Origin of the sequence: Providencia sp. PROV182 (genome assembly GCF_028480325.1) — a bacterium.
GTDB lineage: Bacteria > Pseudomonadota > Gammaproteobacteria > Enterobacterales > Enterobacteriaceae > Providencia > Providencia hangzhouensis.
Map to the genome: position 1 here is coordinate 25,803 of NZ_JAMPOL010000020.1, position 22,651 is coordinate 48,453.

Here is a 22,651-nt window from a genome sequence, read left to right on the forward strand (position 1 = left end):
ATCATGTAAAAATTATTTTCAGTAGCTCAAGAAAAGTATGTATTGTTAACATTCCTATGCATTTAAGTGAATATTCTAAAAAAGATATTGTATCACTTAGCATAATAAAAAGAGAGTATTGAGCGTACCCTTCCATAAATTGAATGGCCTGATTCCGGTTCAATATCGAAATCAGGCCTTATAACCCGTTGACTAAAAGTGCATAACCTTATGTGGTCACCTCAAGCTTAATAGAACGAGTTTTAACTGTGGTAATTCTTTTAAATTAATATTACTGGCTATTACGCATATCCATAATCATTTTACCATCGTAATCTGCACCAACAACAATATTAGGTACCTCACCTTTATATTTATGAGCTTTAATCTGCTCAATCTCTAACTGTTTCCAATTGATCATTTCACGGGTAATAGTACGTTGTAATATCGCATTCGCTTCAGCTTCTTTCTGAGCAGCATACAATTTTGCATCTGCTTCTTGGCGCATCGCAAATGAACTTGCTTGTGCGTTACGTTCTCTGGCGATGGCTTGTTGTTCAGCAGACTCTCTTTCCGCTTCAGCAATAACAACCTTTTTCTGAGCTAATTCACGCTCTTTTTCTGCCTCTGCTTTTGCTTGGTTGATTTGCTCTTGGCGCATTTTGGTATTAACCACTTGCTCCTGTACAACCTCAGGCAAAGTAATATCTTGGATCATGATTTCTTTTATTGTATAGCCATAAGGGGAAGCATACCCTTGAATAGCATCACGAATAGATTCTTGTAATTTTCTTTGTGTATCTGCAGTATAAAGATCTTGTGCATTAGCAACATCTTTACCAAATTCTAAAATCGTTGAGATCAGCTTTTGGCGTACATATTTATCTAAAGCTTCGCTTTCTGTACCACCATTAATACGTAATACAGGAGCTTTCGCACCATCAAACTGAAGCATTACCGTAATATCAACAATAGATTTTAATTTATCTTGCGAAGGTACTCTTAGCTCTTTTAGTGATACTCGAATATCTTTTGTTGAGTACGTATCAAATGTTGTAAACGGATTAATTGGAAAATGTAAACCTGCATCATAAGCAACTGGGTCGACTTTTCCTAAAAATGTCCCCACCTTAACCGAGCCATCTTGTACAATAGTATATGAATTGATCCCTACGAGACCAATAACTAGAAGTAATGCAGCACCGACAACCAATTTAATCATTGATTTAAATTGCATGAGTTAATCCCTATCAAATTAATAATTATAATAAAGCGCCTTATTGTCACCACTTATTTTCTAACTACAAGTCTAATAATCCTAAATTTAAAAGCACTAAATCTGCTGTTTCTATTTTGGTAAAAATGAATCGCTGAGCCATTACAGATAATTTTGTTATAAACCTAGTTTTATCCTTTTAAATTATTAGTGCTTATTTTCAATCATAAAACACAGGTATGATTATTTATAATCACTCTCTCGATCAGTTTAAATAACATCCACTCCATCAAAAAGCCAAATTATCATTATTTTAAGCCAAGTTAGTGATGAAAGTTAGAGTATAATTTCAATTAATGGTAAATGGAATTATTGCGATCTTGATCACTGTTGTTTTTAATTGATTAAATATAATCATAATGACTAAAATAAATCATGGCGGAGAAAACCATGCAAATAAAAAAATCGATTGAACGTATACCTGGTGGCATGATGGTTGTGCCATTAGTACTCGGTGCCCTAATCAACACCTTTGCTCCTCAAGCCCTCGAAATCGGTGGCTTTACAACATCACTGTTTAAAAATGGTGCCCCTGCTCTTATTGGTGCATTCTTGCTTTGTATGGGTGCAGGAATTAGTTTTAAAGCGGCGCCACAAGCTTTATTACAAGGAGGTACAATTACCTTAACAAAACTAGTCGTTGCGATTGCTCTTGGTCTAGGCGTCGATTATCTCTTTGGAATGGAAGGGATTTTTGGTTTAACTGGTGTTGCAATTATTGCAGCAATGAGCAATTCAAATGGTGGCTTATATGCCGCTTTAGTTGGGGAGTTTGGTAATAAACGAGACGTTGGTGCTATCTCAATTTTATCTCTTAATGATGGGCCTTTCTTTACCATGATTGCGCTAGGCGCAGCTGGTATGGCAAATATCCCTTTAATGGCATTAGTTGCAGTTCTTGTTCCGTTAATTGTTGGCATGATCTTAGGAAATCTAGACCCACATATGCGCGATTTTCTAACAAAAGGTGGGCCAATATTAATTCCTTTCTTCGCTTTTGCACTAGGCGCAGGGATCAACTTAGAAATGCTATTACAAGGTGGACTCGCAGGTATCTTGCTCGGTGTGCTGACTACGTTTGTTGGCGGCTGGTTTAATATTCGAGCAGACCGTCTAGTAGGAGGCTCAGGTATCGCAGGCGCTGCTGCCTCAAGTACCGCAGGAAATGCTGTAGCAACACCACTCGCTATCGCACAAGCCGACCCATCCTTAGAGGCTATCGCGCTTTCTGCTGCTCCTTTGATTGCTGCATCCGTGATCACCACCGCTATTCTAACCCCTATCCTGACCTCTTGGGTTGCTAAACGCCAACAAGCAAGACAACCCCAACAAACTGAAGAGTAAGGAGTTATTTATGAAACTATTAGTTATTGCGGATGACTTTACAGGGGCAAATGATACCGGTGTTCAATTTGCTAAAAAGCATGCGCGCACAGAGATACTTCTTGATAATACACAAAAACATTCTTGGTTTGCTGATGTCGTTGTGCTTAATACAGAAAGTCGTGCATTAAATGCACAAGTTGCTTCAGAAAACCTACGAAATAGCCTGAAACCTTTTTTATCTCAGAAGGATAAACCTGTCATTTATAAAAAAATTGACTCAACATTTCGCGGTAATATCGGGGCAGAAATAGAGACAATTATGTCAGAAACAGGCTTAAAACTTGCTATTGTTGCCGCAGCTATTCCTGCGGCAGGACGTGTAACGTTAAATGGTGAATGTCTCGTTCATGGAAAAGCACTTATTGAAACTGAATTTGCTTCTGACCCTAAAACACCAATAGTTTCATCACGTATCCAAACTATTCTCCATCAGCAGACTACCCTGCCCGTTATTGAAGTGAATCTAGACCAAATACGTTCAGGGCGATTCGCAACATGGTTACAAGCACAAGCGCCAACGCAAGGCAGTATCATCGTCACGGACGCTGAAAATGATGAAGATTTAGCACTAATTGCTGAAGCCGTATTTTCAATAGATCAACCTTGCCTACTCGTTGGAGCTGCGGGCTTTGCAAATGCATTGCCTGAGAATATTTTCATGGATAAAAAGCAAGGGCTACCGTTATTTATTGTCGCTGGCTCAATGAGCAGCGCAACAATTGAACAGGTAAACTATGCACAAACACATTGTGATGCCAGTGTCATTGATGTTGATGTCACACAAGTACTTGCAGCCACTACACAAGATAACTACATGGCTGCGCTCATCAAAGAAATTAGTCAAACATTAAACCAACAAAAACACACCATCATACGAACCAGCCGAGATGTGCAAGATAGGCATCATATTGATGACCTATGCAATACCTACGGTATGACTCGTAATGAATTGGGGAAAAATATCAGCGACTTTATTAGTTTGCTGACCTTAAATACGCTGTCTGTTGCCAGCATCGGGGGACTTTTTTTAACAGGTGGAGATATTGCGATTGCGGTTGCCAATACTTTGGGAGCAAAAGGTTATCGAATTCAATCTGAGGTGCTGCCATGTATACCTTGCGGCACTTTTATTGACAGTGAAATTGATGACTTACCCGTGATCACCAAAGCGGGAGGGTTTGGTCAAATAACCACTTTATGCGAAGCCATCAAATATATTGAGGAAATTTATTGTGAAAAATAATGTTGTTGCTATTACCATGGGAGATCCTGCAGGTATTGGCCCAGAAATTATCGTCAAATCCCTTGCAGAAGGTGAACTGGCAGGAGCCTCTGCCGTTGTTATCGGTTGTGCATCAACAATGCAGCGATTAATTAAATCAGGGGTAGTTCCTCAGATAAAAATCAATGTGATACAAAATATCAAAGAAGCTCAATTTTCAGCGGATACCATCAATATTATTGATGAACCCCTAGCCGACCCTAGCGCACTTATTGCGGGGAAGGTCCAAGCTCAAGCTGGTGACTTAGCATTTCGTTGTATTAAACGTGCGACTGAACTAGCTCTCGCAGGTGAAGTGAAAGCGATTGCCACTGCACCTTTAAATAAAGAAGCATTGCACCTTGCCGGGCACAACTACCCAGGTCACACTGAACTACTTGCCCAGCTAACCAATACCAAAGATTATGCCATGGTGCTTTATACCGAAAAATTAAAAGTCATCCATGTCACAACACATATTGCATTGCGTAAATTTTTAGATACATTAAATAGCGAGCGTATCATAACCGTGTCTCGTATCGCATCAGACTTTTTAAAACGTGTTGGCTATGAAAAACCACGTATTGCGATCGCAGGCGTTAATCCTCATGCTGGGGAAAATGGTTTATTTGGTGATGAAGAAATCGTATATTTACAACCAGCTATAGAACAGGTAAGGTCTGAAGGTATTAATATTTATGGCCCTTGTCCTCCAGATACTGTATTTTTACAAGCCTATCAAGGGCAATATGATATGGTTGTTGCCATGTATCACGACCAGGGTCATATTCCTTTGAAATTATTAGGTTTTTATGATGGTGTTAATATCACTGCGGGCCTTCCGTTCTTGCGCACTTCAGCCGATCACGGAACCGCATTTGATATTGCTTGGACGGGTAAAGCAAATCCTGAAAGTATGGCCATCTCACTTAAACTTGCGATGAATGTAGTATAACTAATGAGCACAATGGATAGATTAGATTTAATACTTGAGTATCTTAAACAGCATAACCTCGTCACTGTTGAAGAACTAGTACAAGCATTATCCGTGTCAGCGGCCACTATCCGGCGTGATCTCATTAAACTTGATGAAACTGGGGTTATCTCTCGCACGCATGGCGGTGTAACCCTAAACCGTTTCATTCCTGTTCAGCCCACTACGTCCGAAAAAAACCAGCGTAATCTAAGAGAGAAACGGGCTATTGCGAAAGCGGCAGCCCGTTTAATTGAACCAGGTAGCACGGTTCTACTTGATGCAGGAACAACCATGCTTGAGCTAGCGCGAGAGCTCACTCATATGCCCCTGCGTGTTATCACCTCTGACCTCCATATTGCCCTTTTTCTTTCTGAATTCAAACAAATTGAAGTCACAATTGTTGGTGGAAGAATTGACGATAGTAGCCAATCTTGTATTGGTGAGCATGGGCGTGTTTTATTACGTAGCATTTATCCTGATATCGCATTCATTAGTTGTAACTCTTGGAGTTTAGAAAAAGGAATTACAACACCAACAGAAGAAAAAGCAGGTCTAAAACGTGACCTAATAACAAATGCTACACGCTCTGTTATGCTTGCTGATAGTAGTAAATACGGTAAATGGTCATTATTTCGTGTCGCTCAAATAGACGAATTGACAGATATTATTACAGATAACCAACTTCCACTCGATATTCAGCAAAAATTTATAGATTCTTGTCGTACTAATCTAATATTGGTTTCCACAAATGCCACTTAATGCTATTGAACTTGATTTCTTTATAAAATAAAGTAGCTCAACCTTCCAACCAAACCGCACCAAACATTACATTTCATCTGACAACAAAATATGTAAGGAACCCCCATGAGCGAACTGAGATTAGCTTATAACAATTTATCACCTGAAGCGTATAAAGGGCTTATTGAATGCAAAAATGCATTGGATAAAAGCGGGTTAGGTAAAGAACTAATAGAGCTTGTTTATTTAAGAGTTTCACAAATCAATGGCTGTGCATTTTGCCTAGATATGCATGCAAGCTCATTACGTTCAAATGGTGTCAGTAACAAAAAAATAGACACACTCGCTGGCTGGCAGGTTAGTCATCATTTTAATTCATTAGAGCGCGCTGCATTAGCTTGGACCGAAGCTGTCGTTAATATAGCTACCAGTGGTACATCAGATGCTCTCTTTAATGAATTAAAACACCATTTTTCTGATGAACAAATTTCTGATTTAACTATCGCTATTGGTTTAATGAGTGCCTTTAACCGTATAGCAATAGCACTGAGACAATAGTAAAAATTTGTATAAAAAAAAAGCTTGCTACCTTTATGGCAGCAAGCTTGTAAATTCTACTTTTAACACTATTTTTCTTCATCACGTAATGTTAAAACTTCATACCCATCTTTAGTAACTAATACCGTATGTTCAGATTGAGCAGATAATTTTTTATCTCTTGTTACGACCGTCCAACCATCTTTCTTTGTTTTAATTTTCATCCCACCCTGGTTAATCATTGGCTCTATCGTAAATGTCATTCCTTCTTTTAATTCAACCCCTTTCCCTCGTACGCCGTAATGAAGAACTTGCGGATCTTCATGCATTTCACGGCCAATACCATGCCCACAATATTCGCGTACGACACTGTAACCTTTAGATTCCGCATAATGTTGAATAGCGGAACCAATATCACCCAATGTCGCACCCGGTTTAACTTGTTTTATTCCTTCCCACATAGCAGCATAAGTATCTTTAACTAATTTACGTGCTAGTGGTGAAGCTTCTGGCATTACATACATTTTACTTGAATCAGCGATAAAGCCATTTTTCTCTAGCGTAATATCAACGTTAATGATGTCTTTTGCTTTTAAAATTTCATCTGTTTTTGGAACACCATGACAAACGACTTCATTCAACGATGTATTCAAAACATATTGGTAGCCATATTGCCCTTTACTAGCAGGCCTTGCTTGTAATTCATTAACGATATAGCTTTCAACTTTATCATTAATCTCCATTGTGGAAATACCCGGTACAATAAATGAATCCAACATCTTAAAAACGCTAGCCAAAAGTCGTCCAGACTCACGCATCAGTTCAATTTCTTCTGCTGTTTTAATTGTAATATTATTCATGAACTTTTCCTTTTAATTCAATTGACTCTTTTTCTAACATTTCATTGACTAACATAGTAAATGTCTTATTCGGGTTTAGTTCAGCTTGCATACCAATTTTAATCCAAAACTCTGCCTGTGAATTAATCGAACGGGACATAACCTGGCTCGCATGGCGCAGATAATCATGCAATTCATCTGAAATTTTTACGATACCCAAAGCAACCTCAACAATATGATGTGTATACAAATCATGTATAGATCATATAACAGGAAGATGATGATTCAAAGCATTCACGTTTTGTATAGCACAAAGCGCATGAAAAACAGCCCATAAATACTACTTTAAGTTGATTAAGTTGATTAAGTTGATTCCGCCGTCAAAGTATTTGAATCGTTGATCCGCTATCATAAATTCCGAAGAATGTAATGATTATACGTAAATTAGCATTATTTTGATTAACTCGGCCATGTGCTGGTTTAACTGCCGTACTATTAATAAACTAATGATCCGATTACAACATGAGCTCAATAAATAAAAGCTGGAGAAAAACATGTATAATAAAATTTTAGTTCCTATTGATATAACAGAAAAAAGCTTAGCACATTTAGTTATGGCCCATATTCAATACCTTGCTGAATATGAAAAAGCACATATTCATTTTTTGGCAATTATTCCTACTGTTCCTTTCTATACCACAATGGGATTTGGTTTTGCTGAAAAAGCGGATAGTGAACAAGAAAACGTCACGAAGCAGCTCGCTGAAATAATTAAAGAATTTAATATTCCAAATGATAAATACAGTGCTCAAGTTTTAATGGGGACACCAAGAGATGAAATCTTACGTGTTGCAGAGGAAATTTCTGCTGATTTAATCGTTATCGGGTCAAGGCGCCCAGGTATGTCCACATACTTTTTAGGTTCAACAGCATCAATGGTTATTCAAAATTCAAAAATTTCTGTTTTGACTGTCCGATAGCCGCTATTAATTATAGTAATCTAGGTAGCCTATTATTGGGTTACCTTGTTTTTTCGTGTTAATCTTACATACATGGATTATTCACTCGACTAAGCTATCTATCTATTGCAGATTTATTTTTCACTCAAGGAATGTAATGAAAAAACACTTACTCTGGATCAGTATTAGTATCAATATAATTTTAGCTATCGCTTTAATTACAGTTATCTACTCGTTTTTACATATGAAAAATCAGGTGATGACTATAGTTGAGCAAGCAAAGTCAGGAAAGTATATCGAGCAAGTACAACAGCATACGAAACAACTTATTCCAAATTCTCTTAATGAACTAAAAATCTTAGAAACGGATGGCGACTCGTGTGACCAGTTTTATCAAAAAGTCGATGGAGTTATTGAATACTTACATAATAATCCAGAGATTATTGGAGCACAAACCTACACCGAACAATTATCTTCAGTAAAAATGGCCATTGATAAAACTCCGACTGTTTTAAAAAACAAAGCTTGTAAGAGTGGCGTTTCAAGTATTAATTATATCATTGATGCACTACAACCGGATGAGCCATAATTGGCTCATTTATTAACAACATTAGAATGCTCAACATCCAACCAGCTGATAAACTGGGCTAAATATTTCAAAAATTCCTCATCAGCAAAAGGCTCTATACTTTGACGTAAAAAATAATTTATTTCATTTTGTCGTTCTGGATAATATTGAACGAATTTTTGTATATATTCAAATAATGTTTCTGGCCAGTCACTATCATTTTTCCAACGTAATATATTAGTGGAACGAATGAGCTTTCTCGATGCCGCCCGATATAATAACTTTAGCTCAGAGTCATCATGACAATGATTAATTTGGTCGATATAACCATTCAATACATTAACAAAATCGCCATTAACTGCTTCTGCTATTTCTCGCGAAGGAACAAATTGGCTAAAATGTGTTGCTAAGTCATCTCCATAAATGCAACGGCAATGATGCTTAATCCAATATCCCCAACTATATAGATTAACCTCACTCATCACATCCGTAAGAATACCAATATCAAAATCAATTTTGCTTACCTCAATGTGATTAACTGTTAATTGAACTTGTATTTCATTCAATCTGGTTGTTTCTAATTGAGTAAGGGCACCACATAATACAATGCATAGATCCAAATCTGATTGCTGTGGCTTCGCACAGCCTTTTGCAACACTACCATACACATAAATGCTATGGAGCTTGTCTTTTAATATGCAACTCAGCCAATAAATAGATTCTGTTATTATTGACTGAAATTCTGGTTGAAACGGCCTCTCTTCAGGAACAGAAATATACTTATAATCTTTTAACTTCATAACCACCTAACTCTCAAAAATAAGTGTTTCTGTTTGTACTAACCATTCATAGTAGCCAATAACCTCGCGACCATTTAACCAACGAGACAACATATCTAATATTAACATTACACTGACTTCTTGTTTTTCTTTCTGTGAATGATTATTTGGTAAATAATGAATTCTCTGCGCATAACACATATCTGGTGTTGATAGAGCAACGTTTAAATATTGCTCATTATATTCGCCAACCACTAAACCAATAGATAGAGGATGATTAATTGCTATATTTTGAGCTCTTTGCGCTAAAATTTTCAATGTTTGTTCCACGTCAGATGGCAAAATTTGACTGGAAGAAATAGCGATCCCCGCTGAATCTAATGTCCAACTTAACAGCCCTGCGCTAAATTGTTCACTGACTATTATTTGTAATTTCCTTTCTCTTAGGGATTTGCCAATTTTTTGCGCTAAACCTTCTGTCCCTTCAAATATCAAGTTGTCCCCTACTCCTTGCTTCACTAATTGCCAATCTCTTTCCATCAATTCTTTTTGTGACGCAGGTCCCGTTAGCTTTAATTCAATAATAGGCATTGAAGAACGATAGCCTAAAACACAGTTTTCAGGTAAAGGTAAGCTATCAAATTGCTTCGCAAGACTACTTTCACTACGGCCAAAACTGGTTAGGCGTAAACAAACTGGTGGCTCTGGCAATGTAAAATGTGCTCGTAACCTTGGCAAAATTTGCTCATTCACCATAACCTTAAATTCAGAAGGAACACCAGGAGTAAAAAAAATCAGACAATCATTCAAGACTAAAGAAAAGCCACAAGCCGTTCCTACAGGGTTATCAATTAATTCAGCATTTTCAGGGAGTAGTGCTTGTTTACGATTCGTTTCAGGCATAACCCGCCCTCTGGCAATAAAATAACGCTCCATGACTTCAACCCACTGAGAATGTTCAACTAATGGAACTCCCGCAGCTTTAGCCGCCGCCAAGGCGCTTAAATCATCACTTGTTGGCCCAAGCCCGCCGTTAACAATGAGAATATCTGCAGATAAACTACGCTCAAGGAAAGTAGCGACTAAACAATCTAAATTATCACCAACCGTTATTCTGCTACTCAAAGGAAGACCTTGTTGAAAAAAACAGTCTGCCAACCAAGCGGCATTTGTATCAATTATTTGTCCGTGTAAAACCTCATCGCCGGTACTCAACATTTCAACAACTAACATCTATGACTCCCTGATTATATAAATCACATTAACTGACTAAATTACCTTATTATCAAGATGACTAACATCAATTTTTATTCACCTGAGTTCCCCTTTTAAAATATCCAGAACTCATTAAAAATAAATGGTTTAGGATAATTCTCACCCTATATGGTCATAAAAAGGCTATAGTTTTATATGCAATTGAATCCATTATTTTTTCACAGCAATAATAGAGGCTACATGTTCAAACTAAAACCAATTAGATCTGTTGCATTATTTTCTTTAGTTTTATTAGTTTCTGGGTGCCAACTTGGAGGATCTCCAAATTCTAATTCAAACTCAGATTCAAAATTTGGAGATTTAAGTGAATTAAAAAGAATAGACTTTCCTTCCACAGAGGCACCTAAAGGTATTTCTGAAGGAGCATTTGAAGTTGAGTACGATAATGGTCAGCCAAAATTTAAAACATGGGTATCTAAAGGATGTTTTGATAAATATATCAAAACCTACTATGAAAATGGCAAGCCTGAATCCCATATTGAACTCAAAGACTGCAAGGTACATGGAACTGTCCGCACTTACCATGAGAGTGGCCGTAACGATATCGAAGTCAACACACTGCAAGGTAAATTATCAGGGCCATTTATAATTTATCACGACACACCTAGTAATAAACCCAATATTACGGGCACATTTAAAAATGAAAAACTCGTTGGAATAGTGACCGAATTTGATGAAAATGGAACGGTTATTTCTAAAGCTCTCATCCGCGATGGTGAAATTACCGTATTGCAATAATTCAACTAACAAGATAAAACAGATGCGTATGATTTACAAAGATAGCTAAAAATAGAAACCCGCAAGTAGCGGGTTTCTAATAAATTGAAAATGAAGACGAATATAACTAAATTAACTCTTTCACTTCAAAATTCACTTCACCGCTGAGATCAGCATCATAATCAACACCATTTAGGCCAAAGCCAAACAGACGGAGAAACTCAGCTTTATAGCCTTGGTAATCCGTTAATTCATTGATGTTGTTATCATTAAGCTGCTGCCAAATTTCACGGCATGTGTTTTGTACGTCATCACGCAATTCCCAATCATCTAAACGTAGACGATGTTTTTCATCGGTCTCTGGCACTGCGTCATTGAATAACTTAGTGGCAAATAAGCGTTGAATTTGTTCAATACAGCCTTCATGGATCCCTTTTTCTTTCATAATCTTAAAGACAATAGAGATATATAACGGCATGACAGGAATTGCAGAGGAAGCCTGTGTTACAACAGATTTTAATACAGCAACATACGCTGCCCCACCCTTAGCTTGCAATTTTTGATTGATTGCATGAGCCGCACGGTCCAAATCTTCTTTTGCTTTACCCAATGTACCATGCCAATAAATTGGCCATGTTAAATCCGTACCAATATAAGAATAAGCCACAGATTGTGCGTTATCGGCTAAAACACCCGCTTCATCTAACGCATTCATCCACAGTTCCCAGTCTTGGCCACCCATGACTTTCACTGTATCTGCGATTTCCTGTTCATTGGCGGGTTCAACAACAGCTTCAATCAACACATCTTTGTTGGTATCCAGCGCAACAGATTTGTACGGTTCACCAATAGGTTTCAAGGCTGAACGTACAATTTCACCTGTTTCAGGCATTTTACGCACTGGTGATGCCAGTGAATAAACCACTAAATCAATTTGGCCTAAGTCTTGTTTAATCAAGTCAATAACGGTTTGACGGCATTCATCAGAAAAGGCATCACCATTAATGCTTTTTGCATACAGGCCTTCTTCTTTCGCTGCTTTGTCAAAGCCGGCGGAATTGTACCAGCCCGCAGAACCTGTTTTACTTTCACTGCCTGGTTTTTCAAAAAATACACCAATGGTAGCGGCTCCGCTGCCAAATGCGGCGTTGATACGAGAAGCCAGACCGTAACCGGTGGATGCACCAATAACTAAAACTTTCTTAGGGCCATTTTTCAGCTCGCCACGTGATTTCACGTAGGCAATTTGCTCACGAACATTGGCTTCACAGCCTGCTGGATGAGCTGTAGTGCAGATAAAACCACGAATTTTAGGTTTGATAATCATAGTCATTTTTTCTTGGTAGCTAACAATCAGGGTCTAATATACCTGATATTATCCATTTACTTAAGACAGAGTGAAAATAAATAGGGTGAACAGACCAGTTTATTGGTTACTTTCCCACTAATTACCTATTTTAAATCATTGAGAGTTTCAATAACACGGCGTAATAAATCTAACTCTCGCTCAAGGTTAGTTGCTTTCTCTCTAGGATAATGACCATATATTTTTGTGACGCCAAGGCGACTGTCATTATAGCACTCATCACCCCAGCAAATATAAGACATTGAAATATAATTTTTTAAATATCTGCTGTTGAGATTAAGGAACGTATCATCATGTTCCCAGAGCAACCCTATGACGCATTTGGGAAATACTGCAAGATATTAAAGAACTCATCCAGAGGTAAAGGATATGCCTAAAACCATTACCAAGAGAAACAATAAACAACCATAACCTGTACTAAATAATTTGCTAGCCGCTTATTGCGGCTTAGGGGGGATTAAATTATGTATAACCATCACTGAGTAAACAATATCTTTTTTATTGTGAATTTTGCGAAAATGGGCATTACTAACAATACCGACCATAATCTGCATGCCATCTTTCTCATAAACCCGCTTAAATGGTGTTGTTTCGTCATCAGATATTTTATCTAAGAAATAAACATTTCGTTTATAGCGTTCAATTGTTTGCTTTGGCAAACCATATACTTCAAACATTTTCTGGTTAATCGCATCATACTCAGCCAAAATGACTGATTGGTCACGGCTATCTTTTCCTTGGGAGGAAACGAGCATTAGAGTATTTTTTTCCCGAGAAAACATCAATAAAAACAGTTTATTTGCTATTTGAGGAGAGTTTGCTGATGAACATAACGCACCTCCTTCTTGAAACTCAGTACATTGCAATCCTTTTAACTGTAATTTTTTTATATCTTCAGGGGTTTGCCCCCACTTAAACCCATAAGGGGCATCTAGCTTTTTCGTTGTGCAGCCAGAAGCGAGTACGAGTATTAACGTAAACAAAATTCCTTTTATCATCACTTCTCAAATTCCAATTAAGTCATCTAATTTGATACTATCAAAAATGAATAATTAATCAAAAATTAACTTTTCTATCATCATATTAAATGACTCGATTGATTTCTGTACCGTTAAAGCTGCCTTACTCTTCTTTGTTCTCCTGTTGTTTAGCCTCTGCCATAGCAATTTCTTTCAACCAATCTGCTAATAACGGTTTTGTTTTTACTGTATCTAATAACGCTCGTTCATGTTTAGTTAATCGTACAACTACAACTTCAGTTTTCATGTTAGACATAGCCTGATCCTCTTTAAGAATCAGAATAGTGACACAAAACACTAACAGAACGGTCTGACTTACGGTTTTTTACACGAATTTCGCGTTAGTTGACACAATAAAAAATACTTATGCTATTTCAAAAGAAACACATTGAATATAAAGAATAAATACACCTAATTAAACGACGTCAGTTCAGCAGATACTAAATATTTGAAGGGAGTTAGATACAAAAAAACCACCTAAAGGTGGTTAATTGCTAATTTTGACCATTTCTGATTAAAATTGAGATGGTGCCCAGGGCGGGACTTGAACCCGCACAGCCTAAAGGCCGAGGGATTTTAAATCCCTTGTGTCTACCGATTTCACCACCTGGGCTAAATTGTCTTTCTCAAAAAATTGGATAAATTATTAATCTACCCGACTAACCCATGCATTTAATAAAACACATTGTGATTAGCTAACTTAAAATAAAACACTTAATAGCGTTCAATTACTTTAAGATGGTGCCCAGGGCGGGACTTGAACCCGCACAGCCTAAAGGCCGAGGGATTTTAAATCCCTTGTGTCTACCGATTTCACCACCTGGGCTAAATTTTGGAGGCGCGTCCCGGAGTCGAACCGAGCTACACGGATTTGCAATCCGGTGCATAACCGCTTTGCTAACGCGCCTTATCCGAATTTCTTTCGAAATTTGGAGCGGGAAACGAGACTCGAACTCGCGACCCCGACCTTGGCAAGGTCGTGCTCTACCAACTGAGCTATTCCCGCGTAAAGCTTCACTTTTCAGCTTATGCTTTTCAAACTGGCTGATTTACTTATTTATTTTCGTAAACCATGTTGCCGTTCGATGCGTTGCATTCTACTGATTTCACCTATCGAGTCAATACAATTATTGAAATAATTGGATCGTTCGCTGTTTTTTCAATCATTTCGATCACGCTTCGCTCAAATCACCCCATGCAGCCTTTAAATATTGGAACATTGACCAGAATGTTAAGATAGCTGCAACATACATTAGTGCGATTGAAAGGTTTTCAATCAATGGCGTTGGACGCCACAATAAACCGACCAGTGACATCATCTGAGCTGTGGTTTTAAATTTACCAATCCAAGAAACAGCCACACTGCTACGTTTTCCGATCTCTGCCATCCATTCACGTAAAGAAGAAATAATAATTTCACGTGCAATCATGGTTGCTGCTGGCAAAGTCACATACCAAACATCGTAACTTTCAGTGACTAACACTAACGCTGTAGCAACCATAACTTTATCAGCAACAGGATCTAAAAAAGCACCAAACTTTGTAGTCTGCTTCCACAGTCTTGCTAAAAAGCCATCAAACCAATCAGTTACCGCTGCGATAACAAAAATAAGCGCGCATGCAAACGGCCCCCAAGTAACAGGGAGATAAAAGGCTAATACAAAAAACGGTATTAGGATGACGCGAAATAATGTCAACCACGTTGGTATGTTTAATTTCATCACGCTCACTAACTTTTTGACCAAGTTGGATATTATGAATATGTTGCCCTAAGACACTCACTGTTTCAATGCATTATAAATCTTTTCTGCAAGGGCGTATGAGATCGAGGGCACTTTTGCGATTTCTTCTATACTTGCATTACGTAAAGGTTGTAACCCGCCCATATATTTTAGCAACATCTGCCGACGTTTCGGGCCAACCCCCTCAATTGACTCTAATGCACTCGTACTTTTAACTTTTGCTCGTCGTTGTCGATGCCCCGTAATCGCATGATTATGTGATTCATCTCGGATGTGTTGGATTACATGCAAAGCTGGGGAATCAGGTGGTAATGAAAAACCTTCGCCTTCTGGTTTTAAAAATAAGGTTTCAAGCCCCGCTTTACGGTCGCTACCCTTTGCAACACCAATCAGCAATGGGTGTTTTTTATCCCAATCAACCTCTAGTGAATTAAACACCTCCTTTGCCTGCCCTAATTGGCCTTTACCCCCATCAATAAAGATAATGTCAGGAACTTTGCTTTCATCAATGTGTTTACCATAACGCCGTGTTAAAACTTGATGCATAGCCGCGTAATCGTCTCCAGGGGTGATCCCTGTAATATTATAGCGTCGATACTCTGATTTCACCGGGCCCGATTTATCAAACACAACACAAGAGGCGACTGTTTGCTCCCCCATCGTATGTGAAATATCAAAACACTCCATACGATTGATGTTTTCTAAATTAACCACTTTTGCTAGTGCTTCCATACGTTGTTGCACCGTCGAGTGTTGCGCTAATTTTGTTGAAAGCGCAATTGATGCATTCGTTCTCGCTAATTTTAAGTAACGAGCCCTCACACCACGTGGCTGACTTTGAATATGAATTTTACGTCCCGCGATCTCAGAAAGAGACTCAGCTAATAATTCTTTTTCTGTTAATGCAAAATCTAATAAGATTTCGCCAGGTAGAGTTCTATTTTCACTTCCTTGCAAATAAAACTGACCTAAGAAGGTTTGAACCACTTCCTCAAGCTGTGTATCTGCTGGAATTTTAGGGAAATAACTGCGACTACCAAGGACTTTGCCTTGACGAATAAAAAGTACATGCACGCAAGCAAGACCAGATTCAAAAGAAACACCAATAACATCTAGGTCATCGCTATCACCAGATACATATTGCTCTTCCGTGACAGCTCTTACCGCTTGGATTTGATCTCTAAAACGCGCTGCATCTTCAAAGCGTAGTTCTAAACTTGCCTTTTCCATACGGTCAACTAAACCAGCCAAAACTTGTTTATCTTTACCCGTTAAAAATAAACGTACATATTCCACTTGTTGATTATAGTCTTCATCGGAAACCAACCCTTTAACACAGGGACCTAAGCAACGACCAATTTGATATTGTAAACAAGGCCTTGAGCGATTTCGATACATGCTATCTTCACATTGACGTATCGGAAATAACTTCTGCATTAACGCTAATGTTTCCCTTACCGCATAAGAACTCGGGAAAGGGCCGAAGTACTCGCCTTTAGCATGTTTCGCCCCTCGGTGCATCGAAATTCGAGGATGAGTTTCACTGCTTAAAAATAGATATGGATAAGATTTATCGTCACGTAACAATACGTTATAACGTGGCTGGTACAACTTAATGTAGTTGTGCTCAAGTAATAGCGCTTCTGTTTCAGTATGAGTCACCGTCACATCAATAGAGGCGATTTGCTTTACCAACTGCTCTGTTTTGCGGCTACCCACATTTTCACGAAAATAACTTGCTAAGCGTTTCTTAAGATCCTTTGCCTTTCCTACATATATAACCGTTTCCCCAGCGTCATACATACGGTATACACCAGGTTGATTAGTAACTGTTTTTAAGAAAGCTTTCGGTTCGAACTGTTCTGACACTCGAGTAAACCCTGTTTTGCTGTGATTAAACCATAACTGATAGCTATATGAGTTAATTCTACATCACTACAGATATTAAGTTTACTAAACATTCGATATCGATAGGTATTTACTGTTTTAGGGCTTAAGGAAAGGGACTCCGCTACCCGTTTTATAGGCATTCCCTGAGTGATCATTAACATGATTTCTAACTCACGCCCCGATAATAAATCATATAAATCTTGTTGATTATTATAAACTAACCGCTGTAGAGCAAGGTCTTGGGCAATATCCGGCGATATAATTTTCCGTTTAACACTTACAATTTGTATAGCTTCAATAATGTCTTCTTCTGTCACATTGATACTCAATAAACCGAAAATGCCAATATCTAATGCTTTTAAAAAAAATGCAGGGTTATTTCTTACATTGTAAATAATGATCCCAACATCTGGTTGAGTTCGACGTAATGTCTGGATTGTTTTTAGTGAGTCATAACGAAAACTATCACTACTGATTAAAATCATATTTGCTTTTTGGCATCTATTCCATGTAATCACGTGTTCTAGTGATGAAAAAGAAGCAACAATTTTATAACGTATTTGACGTGAAAAAATAGCCTCAAAACCACGAATTGCAATATTACTGTCGTCAATTATTATAATATTAATCAATTAATACCCCTATTGGATTTTAAACCTAATAGTGAAAAATAATAAATGAATAAATAAAAAAGTCATATACACTTTTTTATTTATTTTTGTTTTATTAAAAATAACTAAATTATAATTTACATGAATGAATTATGGGTATTAATAATTAAAGGCCACCTTATTGAGTGGCCTTTATATTAAGAATAAAATGATATGTTATTTTTTTCCAACTAAACGACAAATGGTTTCTGATACTAAGTAGCTTTTCTCAAAAGAGCTGATTGGTAAAAACTCAAAACATGAGTGGAAATTAAGTGCACCAGTAAAATAATTTGGGGTTAAGATACCTCTTGCTGATAAAGCAGAGCCATCCGTACCACCGCGCATTGGGATCACCTTAGGTTCAACCTCTTGAATTTTCAATGCATCAAAAATTAAATCAATCGCTGTACGGTCATCTCCTAGTGAGTCGCTAATATTGCTATACACATCTACAATGTTGCACTCAATTTTTGCACGCGGATGACGCGCTTTTATTAATTCAATCGCTTGTTTTATAAAGCGTTTTCGAGCTGAAAAACTATGACGGTCAAAATCACGGATCGCCATTTTAATTTTAGCATTATCAGGGTTTGCTATTAAATCTGTCACATAAAAGTAGCCTTCGCGATGCTCTGTATGTTCTGGGGTATCAAAACGATCAAAGCAACCAATAAAATCATGAGCTACACGAATAGGATTCAATAATACATTCTTAGCTGACATAGGATGTGCGGTAATACCTTTAATTGAAACTTCAATAGAAGCAGCATTAAACGTTTCGTACACAACCTCACCAAGAGCACAACAGTCAATGGTATAAGCAAAATCAACGTTAAAACGGGATAAATCCATAATTTTAGAACCGCGTAGGCCAATTTCTTCGTCGGGTACAAACGCAACATAGATATCCCCACAATCAAAATCGGCATATTGCAGCTTATTCATTAATTCCATGACAACCGTTACAGCGGCTTTATTATCTGCGCCAAGTACGCTAGTTCCATCACTAAAAATAATCTCTTCACCGATATAAGGTGCAGCTTCAGGGTGCTCATCTGATTTAAACCAAATATTTTCTTTTTCATTTAAACATAAATCTTTGCCTTCATATCTTAAGGTTTGAGGCTTAACGATGGGAGATAACCCAACATCAACAGTATCTAAATGAGTCACAAAACCTATTTTTGGCGCTGAAGGCTTATTGCCTGGGCGCATTGCATATAAGATGGCATGGTCATCGATATAAACATCTTTCAAGCCATAACTTTCAAGCTCTTGCGCTAATAATTTTGCCAGCTCACGTTGCCCTTCTGTGCTTGGAACAACCGTGCTTGCTGCGTCACTTTGGCTTTCAATAGCGAGATAGCGGTAAAAACGCTGCTCTAATTGCTTACCTAATTCGTTCATTTTATATTCCTTGCATTAACTATATTTACCCTACCTATTTAATAGGTAGGGTATTGGCCCTACTTATGGTGCAGGATGCCATGTGTAACCACTGTCGAAACCAATTGGGATATCAAAAGCCCAGAATAAATATAATGTTGAAGTTAAAATAATTAATAGCCCAACGGTGAATGGGATCATCATTGAGCACAATGTTCCTATTCCTGCATTTTTATAGTATTTCTGGCAATACATCAGGATTAACGGATAAAACGGAAACATCGGTGTGCTCACATTCATTGCAGAGTCGCTGACACGAAATGCCGCTTGTGTTAATTCAGGTGAAATTCCGACTGCCATTAGCATAGGCACTAATACTGGCGCCATAATTGCCCATTTTGATGTCGCAGAAGTAATCATAATATTTAAGATAGCCGTTAATAGAATAACGCCAAAAACGGTCATTCCAGATGGCATATCAAGTGTACGTAATAACTCTGCCCCTGAAAGCGCTAATAATGTGCCTAAATTAGAATGTTGGAATGAATATAAAAATTGGGCAGCAAAAAAAGCAAAAACAATAAATGGGATAAGTGACTTAGTAATATTTTCCATTGCCTTGACAACATCTTTTGTTGATGTAAAAGATTTCGTCATATAACCATAAACAATGCCTGGCAAAGCAAAGAAAATAAATAATAAAGGCACAACAATTTGCATGATAGGTGCTTTAGGGCTAGTTAAGCTACCATCAGGCCCACGTAATGGAGAGTTCTCTGGCCATAATAGTGCAAATAATCCGATACCTAAAGCAATTAGTACTAAACCAGAAATACGAAAAGCACGATTCTCAGCAGCAGTAATTTTACCTAAATTTTTTTCAGAATCAGTATCAACTTCGTTTGAACTGATTGGGCAGTTTTTATTTAGCCATGGTTCAACAATCTTCTCAGTGATAAACCAACAGGTAAAAATAACCCCGAATGTACCACCCAAACTAAAGAAATAGTTACATAAAACATTTACGCTATAACCCGGCGCTAGCATTTGTGCAGCATCTTGCGTAAAACTTTGCATTATTGGGTCAATAATTGATGGCGTATAGCTTGCAGTAAATCCCCCCGCTAAGCCTGCAAATGCAGCAGCAATCCCAGCTAATGGATGACGACCACTCGCATAAAACATCATTGCTGCAACTGGCATTAAAATGACATAGGCAGAATCTGAAGCAATATGAGAAACAATCCCCACAAACACCACTGTAGGCGTTAACATTCTTGGTGAAATAAACGACAACATTTTTTTCAATGCGGTATTAATGAAACCACTGCTTTCAGCAATACCAATACCTAATGTTGCCACTATCGTGATACCAAGAGGAGGGAAATTAATGAAGTTTTTAACTGCCGCAGTGATAAATAATATGATTTCCTCATACTGAAACATATTAACTATAGCAATTTTTTCTTTTGAAATAGGATGGTAATAACTAAAATCTACGAAAGAAAGCAGATAAGATAAAAACCAACATATAATCAGGGCGTACACAAACAGCATAGTCACATCAGGCATAACATTACCGATGCGCTCGACACGGTTTAAGAACCCTTTTTTCTTGGGAAGTGTTTTTGTTGTCATATTTACAAGCTACTTATGTTATTAGAATAGAAACTTTATAACAGTAAATAACCTATATATAAAAGTAAAATGTTTTTGTGATTAGTTTTTACAGGATAAACCAGTTACAAAATAAAATATTAGAATTATTTATATTAATTTTAATTACCAAAAATTACATATCTTAAATTTTATTAACTTATAGATTTAAATGCAGGGTATATCACTTAAGTATTTGACTTCGAGTCTGCGCATACAAAAAAAGGAATAATAATTACACTTTTTTTGTATGCAAGTAAATTACACTAATGTATGTTATTCACGCTTTAATTTTTCAGTATTTGCAATATAAAGTGCAACGACTAGTACCAAAATCGCCCCTGCATGCAACAAAGTTGTCATAGGGTCACTATGATCAACGATAATTAAACGAATAATCGCAGTAATACCAATATAGATAAAATACCTTAACGGGAAATGATAGCCCGACATAAAATATTTTATTATTAAGGCAATAAACTCAAAGTATAAAAAATAAATGACAATGCCTTCTAACAACTCATAGGCCGTCGCCCCTTTTGAGCTACCAAACATTAATGAAGCCATTGTCACCGTTTCTTTAGCTAAAAAGAATACAAGTACGGCAGCGAGTGAGATCAAGCCAATATTTAATATCCATTGTAGTACCCACGCGATATTACTCGCATGACGCATTCCTTTCATACTATTCATTTGTTATTCCTCTGAACAACTTCTAAACCTAGTCATTACCTTAATTGTAAAACAAATTTAAGTCGACCGCATGACAAATAAGAGGTCAATTTAACGAATAGAATCAAAAAATATAGTCTGATCGACTGCCACTGCATTCCTTATTACTTACTATTAAATCTATAGCCACAGAGTTTAATCCGATGATGGGGACATCATTTCCATAATATCTTTCTCTGTCAACATGGGTGTTCTTTCAACAAAGTTATAATATTTGGGCTTACTATCTATGTAAATTTGCATACTCATTTGCGCATCTTTACTCTCTTTAAATAAAGCTGCTGATGCATAATATGTTGAAGGTGTGAGTAAATGATAAAAAAGGTGTGAACCACAATTTTTACAAAATGCACGTTCTCCCCATTGAGATGATGCAAAAATTGACACAGACTCTTGCCCCTCTACCATTAAATCGTTACCACAATCAACACTAAAGCCAGGGCCGCCATTCCATTTTTGACACATTCCACAATGGCATACACTGACATGACTAATATCTTTTGCTGTTGTGATTTTTACAGAACCACACAAACATTGGCCTTGATGCATAGAATTTCCTTTATGTAGGTCGTAGATTTATTACTCAATATACGCATGTTTACAGCAAAAAATTCAGATATGACTTACTTTTCATGTATTCTGAATTGTCGGCCAGTAAAACGTTTATCGTTAACAATATTACGCAACTGAGAACTATCAAGTTCTTTCGCTTCCCGTTCAAACTCTATATCTGCTTCATTTTGATCTGTATTTTGTAACACATACTCATACGCTACTTTATTGTGCGCTATAATTTCTGTTAATACTGTATTATTCGCAGCTTGAGCCGCTATTGAAAAGCCAGTCAAAATAACGATCATAATAAATATACGAGCTAGTAATGTTTTTTTCATCATTATCTCCTATTCCGTTATGAC

General features: G+C 37.3%; 24 protein-coding genes and 4 tRNA genes. 8 read left to right on the forward strand and 20 right to left on the reverse strand.

The annotated features are described in order from the left end of the window. Positions 1-271 precede the first annotated feature (271 nt). Positions 272-1,216, reverse strand: a complete 945-nt coding sequence (locus PR834_RS15795) for an SPFH domain-containing protein (protein ID WP_004263460.1) — start codon at positions 1,214-1,216, stop codon at positions 272-274. A gap of 429 nt (positions 1,217-1,645) precedes the next feature. Between PR834_RS15795 and PR834_RS15800 the strand changes: the two genes are divergently transcribed. The 5 genes from PR834_RS15800 (at position 1,646) to PR834_RS15820 (ending at position 6,174) form a co-directional block, all read left to right on the forward strand. Then, the gene (locus tag PR834_RS15800; protein WP_094961229.1) at positions 1,646-2,599 is read left to right on the forward strand and encodes a 2-keto-3-deoxygluconate permease 1; all 954 of its coding nucleotides are present in this window, start codon (positions 1,646-1,648) and stop codon (positions 2,597-2,599) included. Between the two features lie 10 nt (positions 2,600-2,609). Next, entirely contained in the window at positions 2,610-3,884 is a 1,275-nt protein-coding gene (dtnK, locus tag PR834_RS15805) for a D-threonate kinase (RefSeq protein WP_004263457.1), read from the forward strand. A 16-nt stretch (positions 3,885-3,900) separates the two neighbouring features. Then, complete coding sequence (locus tag PR834_RS15810; protein WP_231135960.1) at positions 3,901-4,857, forward strand: D-threonate 4-phosphate dehydrogenase; 957 nt, start codon at positions 3,901-3,903, stop codon at positions 4,855-4,857. Positions 4,858-4,860: 3 nt separating this feature from the next. Next, positions 4,861-5,637, forward strand: coding sequence for a DeoR/GlpR family DNA-binding transcription regulator (locus PR834_RS15815; RefSeq protein ID WP_036958646.1), 777 nt, complete (start codon positions 4,861-4,863; stop codon positions 5,635-5,637). Positions 5,638-5,742: 105 nt separating this feature from the next. Further along, a complete protein-coding gene (locus PR834_RS15820) occupies positions 5,743-6,174 on the forward strand; it encodes a carboxymuconolactone decarboxylase family protein (protein ID WP_004263450.1) in 432 nt (143 codons plus the stop codon). A gap of 68 nt (positions 6,175-6,242) precedes the next feature. On the opposite strand, the gene map is transcribed toward PR834_RS15820, so the two are convergent. Next, positions 6,243-7,013: a type I methionyl aminopeptidase gene (gene map, locus PR834_RS15825; RefSeq protein ID WP_004263445.1), complete on the reverse strand. Its 771-nt coding sequence runs from the start codon at positions 7,011-7,013 to the stop codon at positions 6,243-6,245. After that, positions 7,006-7,212: a ParD-like family protein gene (locus PR834_RS15830; protein ID WP_036958645.1), complete on the reverse strand. Its 207-nt coding sequence runs from the start codon at positions 7,210-7,212 to the stop codon at positions 7,006-7,008. The genes map and PR834_RS15830 overlap by 8 nt, the downstream gene beginning before the upstream one ends. A gap of 334 nt (positions 7,213-7,546) precedes the next feature. Between PR834_RS15830 and PR834_RS15835 the strand changes: the two genes are divergently transcribed. Both PR834_RS15835 and PR834_RS15840 read left to right on the forward strand, forming a co-directional pair. After that, the gene (locus tag PR834_RS15835) at positions 7,547-7,972 is read left to right on the forward strand and encodes a universal stress protein (protein WP_004263436.1); all 426 of its coding nucleotides are present in this window, start codon (positions 7,547-7,549) and stop codon (positions 7,970-7,972) included. 136 nt (positions 7,973-8,108) lie between these two features. Next, the gene (locus PR834_RS15840) at positions 8,109-8,540 is read left to right on the forward strand and encodes a hypothetical protein (protein WP_196725431.1); all 432 of its coding nucleotides are present in this window, start codon (positions 8,109-8,111) and stop codon (positions 8,538-8,540) included. A gap of 5 nt (positions 8,541-8,545) precedes the next feature. On the opposite strand, the gene PR834_RS15845 is transcribed toward PR834_RS15840, so the two are convergent. Both PR834_RS15845 and PR834_RS15850 read right to left on the reverse strand, forming a co-directional pair. After that, the gene (locus PR834_RS15845) at positions 8,546-9,319 is read right to left on the reverse strand and encodes a nucleotidyltransferase domain-containing protein (protein WP_181489597.1); all 774 of its coding nucleotides are present in this window, start codon (positions 9,317-9,319) and stop codon (positions 8,546-8,548) included. 6 nt (positions 9,320-9,325) lie between these two features. Beyond that, positions 9,326-10,531 (reverse strand): nicotinamide mononucleotide deamidase-related protein YfaY, encoded by a 1,206-nt coding sequence (locus PR834_RS15850; RefSeq protein ID WP_272536772.1) that lies wholly within the window; start codon positions 10,529-10,531, stop codon positions 9,326-9,328. A 222-nt stretch (positions 10,532-10,753) separates the two neighbouring features. On the opposite strand from PR834_RS15850, the gene PR834_RS15855 reads away from it, so the two are divergent. Continuing rightward, the gene (locus PR834_RS15855) at positions 10,754-11,311 is read left to right on the forward strand and encodes a toxin-antitoxin system YwqK family antitoxin (RefSeq protein WP_196731601.1); all 558 of its coding nucleotides are present in this window, start codon (positions 10,754-10,756) and stop codon (positions 11,309-11,311) included. Positions 11,312-11,417: 106 nt separating this feature from the next. Here PR834_RS15855 and fabV read toward each other — a convergent pair whose 3' ends face one another. From fabV to PR834_RS15930, 15 genes are all read right to left on the reverse strand, one after another. Continuing rightward, a complete protein-coding gene (gene fabV, locus PR834_RS15860; protein WP_004263421.1) occupies positions 11,418-12,617 on the reverse strand; it encodes an enoyl-ACP reductase FabV in 1,200 nt (399 codons plus the stop codon). Between the two features lie 476 nt (positions 12,618-13,093). Then, a complete protein-coding gene (locus tag PR834_RS15865; RefSeq protein ID WP_004263412.1) occupies positions 13,094-13,654 on the reverse strand; it encodes a hypothetical protein in 561 nt (186 codons plus the stop codon). Positions 13,655-13,778: 124 nt separating this feature from the next. Continuing rightward, positions 13,779-13,931 carry a hypothetical protein gene (locus PR834_RS15870; RefSeq protein ID WP_036958643.1) on the reverse strand — a complete coding sequence of 51 codons (153 nt, stop codon included), beginning with the start codon at positions 13,929-13,931 and terminating at the stop codon, positions 13,779-13,781. A gap of 270 nt (positions 13,932-14,201) precedes the next feature. Continuing rightward, positions 14,202-14,288, reverse strand: a tRNA-Leu gene (locus PR834_RS15875). Between the two features lie 126 nt (positions 14,289-14,414). Beyond that, positions 14,415-14,501 (reverse strand) — tRNA-Leu (locus tag PR834_RS15880). A gap of 7 nt (positions 14,502-14,508) precedes the next feature. Next, a tRNA-Cys gene (locus PR834_RS15885) sits at positions 14,509-14,582 on the reverse strand. 23 nt (positions 14,583-14,605) lie between these two features. Beyond that, positions 14,606-14,681, reverse strand: a tRNA-Gly gene (locus PR834_RS15890). Between the two features lie 166 nt (positions 14,682-14,847). Further along, on the reverse strand, positions 14,848-15,396 hold the full coding sequence (gene pgsA, locus PR834_RS15895; RefSeq protein WP_004263394.1) for a CDP-diacylglycerol--glycerol-3-phosphate 3-phosphatidyltransferase: 549 nt from the start codon (positions 15,394-15,396) through the stop codon (positions 14,848-14,850). A gap of 57 nt (positions 15,397-15,453) precedes the next feature. Beyond that, positions 15,454-17,286, reverse strand: coding sequence for an excinuclease ABC subunit UvrC (gene uvrC, locus PR834_RS15900; RefSeq protein ID WP_262960440.1), 1,833 nt, complete (start codon positions 17,284-17,286; stop codon positions 15,454-15,456). Continuing rightward, complete coding sequence (locus PR834_RS15905; RefSeq protein ID WP_262960441.1) at positions 17,253-17,939, reverse strand: LuxR C-terminal-related transcriptional regulator; 687 nt, start codon at positions 17,937-17,939, stop codon at positions 17,253-17,255. The genes uvrC and PR834_RS15905 overlap by 34 nt, the downstream gene beginning before the upstream one ends. 195 nt (positions 17,940-18,134) lie before the next feature. After that, complete coding sequence (gene pepT, locus PR834_RS15910; RefSeq protein WP_165880601.1) at positions 18,135-19,367, reverse strand: peptidase T; 1,233 nt, start codon at positions 19,365-19,367, stop codon at positions 18,135-18,137. Between the two features lie 63 nt (positions 19,368-19,430). Beyond that, on the reverse strand, positions 19,431-20,984 hold the full coding sequence (locus PR834_RS15915; RefSeq protein WP_004263378.1) for an AbgT family transporter: 1,554 nt from the start codon (positions 20,982-20,984) through the stop codon (positions 19,431-19,433). Positions 20,985-21,278: 294 nt separating this feature from the next. Beyond that, entirely contained in the window at positions 21,279-21,686 is a 408-nt protein-coding gene (gene psiE / locus PR834_RS15920; protein ID WP_172412229.1) for a phosphate-starvation-inducible protein PsiE, read from the reverse strand. Between the two features lie 183 nt (positions 21,687-21,869). Then, on the reverse strand, positions 21,870-22,283 hold the full coding sequence (locus PR834_RS15925) for a GFA family protein (protein WP_094961219.1): 414 nt from the start codon (positions 22,281-22,283) through the stop codon (positions 21,870-21,872). 74 nt (positions 22,284-22,357) lie between these two features. After that, complete coding sequence (locus tag PR834_RS15930) at positions 22,358-22,630, reverse strand: hypothetical protein (RefSeq protein WP_148699127.1); 273 nt, start codon at positions 22,628-22,630, stop codon at positions 22,358-22,360. Positions 22,631-22,651: the final 21 nt, after the last annotated feature.

What these genes read in the sequence shown, in the direction of transcription:
- PR834_RS15795 (WP_004263460.1), bottom strand. Translation starts at nt 1,216, where the DNA reads ATGCAATTTAAATCAATGATTAAATTGGTTGTCGGTGCTGCATTACTT.
- PR834_RS15800 (WP_094961229.1), top strand. Translation starts at nt 1,646, where the DNA reads ATGCAAATAAAAAAATCGATTGAACGTATACCTGGTGGCATGATGGTT.
- dtnK (WP_004263457.1), top strand. Translation starts at nt 2,610, where the DNA reads ATGAAACTATTAGTTATTGCGGATGACTTTACAGGGGCAAATGATACC.
- PR834_RS15810 (WP_231135960.1), top strand. Translation starts at nt 3,901, where the DNA reads ATGGGAGATCCTGCAGGTATTGGCCCAGAAATTATCGTCAAATCCCTT.
- PR834_RS15815 (WP_036958646.1), top strand. Translation starts at nt 4,861, where the DNA reads ATGAGCACAATGGATAGATTAGATTTAATACTTGAGTATCTTAAACAG.
- PR834_RS15820 (WP_004263450.1), top strand. Translation starts at nt 5,743, where the DNA reads ATGAGCGAACTGAGATTAGCTTATAACAATTTATCACCTGAAGCGTAT.
- map (WP_004263445.1), bottom strand. Translation starts at nt 7,013, where the DNA reads ATGAATAATATTACAATTAAAACAGCAGAAGAAATTGAACTGATGCGT.
- PR834_RS15835 (WP_004263436.1), top strand. Translation starts at nt 7,547, where the DNA reads ATGTATAATAAAATTTTAGTTCCTATTGATATAACAGAAAAAAGCTTA.
- PR834_RS15840 (WP_196725431.1), top strand. Translation starts at nt 8,109, where the DNA reads ATGAAAAAACACTTACTCTGGATCAGTATTAGTATCAATATAATTTTA.
- PR834_RS15845 (WP_181489597.1), bottom strand. Translation starts at nt 9,319, where the DNA reads ATGAAGTTAAAAGATTATAAGTATATTTCTGTTCCTGAAGAGAGGCCG.
- PR834_RS15850 (WP_272536772.1), bottom strand. Translation starts at nt 10,531, where the DNA reads ATGTTAGTTGTTGAAATGTTGAGTACCGGCGATGAGGTTTTACACGGA.
- PR834_RS15855 (WP_196731601.1), top strand. Translation starts at nt 10,754, where the DNA reads ATGTTCAAACTAAAACCAATTAGATCTGTTGCATTATTTTCTTTAGTT.
- fabV (WP_004263421.1), bottom strand. Translation starts at nt 12,617, where the DNA reads ATGATTATCAAACCTAAAATTCGTGGTTTTATCTGCACTACAGCTCAT.
- PR834_RS15865 (WP_004263412.1), bottom strand. Translation starts at nt 13,654, where the DNA reads ATGATAAAAGGAATTTTGTTTACGTTAATACTCGTACTCGCTTCTGGC.
- PR834_RS15870 (WP_036958643.1), bottom strand. Translation starts at nt 13,931, where the DNA reads ATGTCTAACATGAAAACTGAAGTTGTAGTTGTACGATTAACTAAACAT.
- pgsA (WP_004263394.1), bottom strand. Translation starts at nt 15,396, where the DNA reads ATGAAATTAAACATACCAACGTGGTTGACATTATTTCGCGTCATCCTA.
- pepT (WP_165880601.1), bottom strand. Translation starts at nt 19,367, where the DNA reads ATGAACGAATTAGGTAAGCAATTAGAGCAGCGTTTTTACCGCTATCTC.
- PR834_RS15915 (WP_004263378.1), bottom strand. Translation starts at nt 20,984, where the DNA reads ATGACAACAAAAACACTTCCCAAGAAAAAAGGGTTCTTAAACCGTGTC.
- psiE (WP_172412229.1), bottom strand. Translation starts at nt 21,686, where the DNA reads ATGAAAGGAATGCGTCATGCGAGTAATATCGCGTGGGTACTACAATGG.
- PR834_RS15925 (WP_094961219.1), bottom strand. Translation starts at nt 22,283, where the DNA reads ATGCATCAAGGCCAATGTTTGTGTGGTTCTGTAAAAATCACAACAGCA.
- PR834_RS15930 (WP_148699127.1), bottom strand. Translation starts at nt 22,630, where the DNA reads ATGATGAAAAAAACATTACTAGCTCGTATATTTATTATGATCGTTATT.